Origin of the sequence: Rhizobacter sp. (genome assembly GCF_035702065.1) — a bacterium.
Classification (GTDB): domain Bacteria; phylum Pseudomonadota; class Gammaproteobacteria; order Burkholderiales; family Burkholderiaceae_C; genus Rhizobacter.
This window is the reverse complement of record NZ_DASSRA010000318.1, coordinates 1-2,428: the sequence shown is the minus strand read 5'-3', so window position 1 is coordinate 2,428 and position 2,428 is coordinate 1. Positions and strand designations below refer to the sequence as shown.

The 2,428-nt window shown below is 69.2% G+C and carries 2 protein-coding genes; both read right to left on the bottom strand.

The genetic code is table 11. The features are described 5' to 3' along the window. Positions 1–263: 263 nt before the first annotated feature. Complete coding sequence (locus VFL64_RS14165) at positions 264–914, bottom strand: response regulator (protein WP_489541026.1); 651 nt, start codon at positions 912–914, stop codon at positions 264–266. A 107-nt stretch (positions 915–1,021) separates the two neighbouring features. Next, the coding region (locus VFL64_RS14160) for an FMN-binding glutamate synthase family protein (protein WP_489541025.1) at positions 1,022–2,428 on the bottom strand (1,407 nt) is incomplete at its 5' end.

Genomic DNA, 2,428 nt, shown 5'->3' with positions numbered 1-2,428 from the left:
TGGCGCAGCCAATACCCGAACCTCGCACGCCTCGAAGCCAAGCTGGCCCAGCGCCAAAGCTTCATCGACACAGTGCCTCCCAGTCCCTGACGGTCCTCCCCCCAAAGGGCTGAGTGCCGCGGCTCCAAGTCCACCTGCGTGGACTTGGACGGCACGAAGGCCAGGTGCCTCTGGCAACTGGCGCCACCCAGCGGCCCCCGGCAAAGCCGGATCCGCGGGTGTTCCTTGAGGGGGACGTCGCTGCGCGCGTGCGAAAGCGATGGCTAGGCGGCCTTCAGACTCAAGCCGGTGGCGCGGCGGTCGAACTGCAGCTTCTGGTACACGGCGCGGATGCCGCAGGCCACGGTGTGCACGTTGGACTGCCACTGCTGCGCGATCTCGTCGATCAGGTAGCCCTGCGCCACCCACTGCAGGATGGCCTGCTCGGTGCCGGTGAGCACCAGCGGGTCGAGCGACTCGGTCATGGTGTCGAAGCGCGGCTGGGCCGGTGTCTTCTGGAAGTGCAAGAGCAGATGGCGTGCGATGGTCGGCGAGATCGGTGACTCGCCGCGCGAGGCCTGCTCCAGCGCGGCGATCAGGGCACCGGGCTTTTGCGTGTGCACCCAGTAGCCGTCGGCCCCACCGCGCAGCGCCTCGAGCAGGGCCGCGTCGTCGTGCGCCAGCATGGTGACCACGATGTGCGGTCTGGGCCCGCGCGGGCTGCGGCGCAGCTCGGTGAGCAGGGGTTGCACCTCGCCGTCCTGCACGCGCATGTCGGTGACGAGGATGTCGGGGGAGGTCTCGTGGATCAGCTGGCGCGCCTGCTCGACGGTGTGGGCGCTGTCGCTGACCAGGAACTGCTCCGACGCATCGATCAGGCTGCACAGCCGCGGGCTGGCCTCGTGGTCACGCTGCAGCAGGACGATGGACGGCATGACGGCTTGATGAAGGTCGGGCGGAAGCTGCGCCTATTGTTTGGGGCGTGCCCCCTCGTGGCATCCCCGTAAACCCGGGCTTCGGACCCCACGTCTCGGGGGTGGCTTCAGGGGCTGGCGGCGAAGCTGTGGGCGCTCGCCATGGGCCAGTACAGGCTGAACACGCGCTGCTGCACCTCGCCGGCCAGCAGCTCCCCGGGCTTCACGAAGGGCAGCAGGGTGGCCAGCAGCTTCACCTGGTGGTCGTTGCAGCGGCGCACGATGTGCGCGGCCGTGATCGCGCCCGGGTGCGTGAGGCCGGCGGCCTGCACCAGCTCCTGCAAGGCCTTGAGCGTGCTCTGGTGGTACTGGTAGACGCGGTCGGCCTTGGTCGGCACGACCAGTGCGCGCTGGCGCTGCAGGTCTTGCGTGGCGACGCCGGTCGGGCAGGTGCCCGTGTGGCACGACTGCGACTGGATGCAGCCCAGCGCGAACATGAAGCCGCGCGCCGCGTTGCACCAGTCGGCGCCGAGCGCCATCATGCGCGCGATGTCGAAGGCGCTGACCACCTTGCCGGCGCAGCCGATGCGGATCTTGTCGCGCAGGTTCAGGCCCACCAGCGTGTTGTGCACCAGCAGCAGGCCCTCCTGCAGCGGCGCGCCCACGTGGTCGGTGAACTCCAGCGGCGCGGCGCCGGTGCCACCCTCGGCGCCATCGACCACGATGAAGTCGGGCGTGATGCCCGTCTCCAGCATGGCCTTGGCGAGGCCGAACCATTCCCACGGGTGGCCGATGCACAGCTTGAAGCCGGTGGGCTTGCCACCCGACAGCTCGCGCAGGCGGTCGATGAACTGCATCATCTCCACGGGGGTGTTGAAGGCGCTGTGGCGTGCCGGCGAGTTGCAGTCGACCCAGGGCGTGACGCCGCGCGCCGCGGCGATCTCCAGCGTCACCTTCGGGCCGGGCAGCACGCCGCCGTGGCCGGGTTTGGCGCCCTGGCTCAGCTTGAGCTCGATCATCTTGACCTGCGGGTCGCGCGCGGCCACCGCAAAGCGTTCCGCGTTGAAGCTGCCGTCGTCGTTGCGGCAGCCGAAGTAGCCGGAGCCGACCTCCCAGATCAGGTCGCCGCCATGCACCCGGTGGTACTGGCTGATCGAGCCTTCGCCGGTGTCGTGCGCGAAGCCCCCGCGCTTCGCACCCGCGTTGAGCGCGAGGATGGCGTTGGCCGACAGCGAGCCGAAGCTCATCGCCGAGATGTTGAACACGCTGGCCGAGTAAGGCTGCGCACGCTGCGCGCCGATGGTGATGCGGAAGTCGTGCGTGCCCAGCTCGGTCGGCAGCAGCGAGTGGTTGATCCATTCGTAGCCGGTGGCGCCCACGTCCATCTGCGTGCCGAAGGGCCGCTTGTCCTGCTCGCCCTTGGAGCGCTGGTACACCAGCGAGCGCTGCTGGCGCGAGAAGGGCGCGGCCTCGCTGTCGCCCTCGATGAAGTACTGCCGGATCTCAGGGCGGATGTATTCGAGGATGAAGCGCAG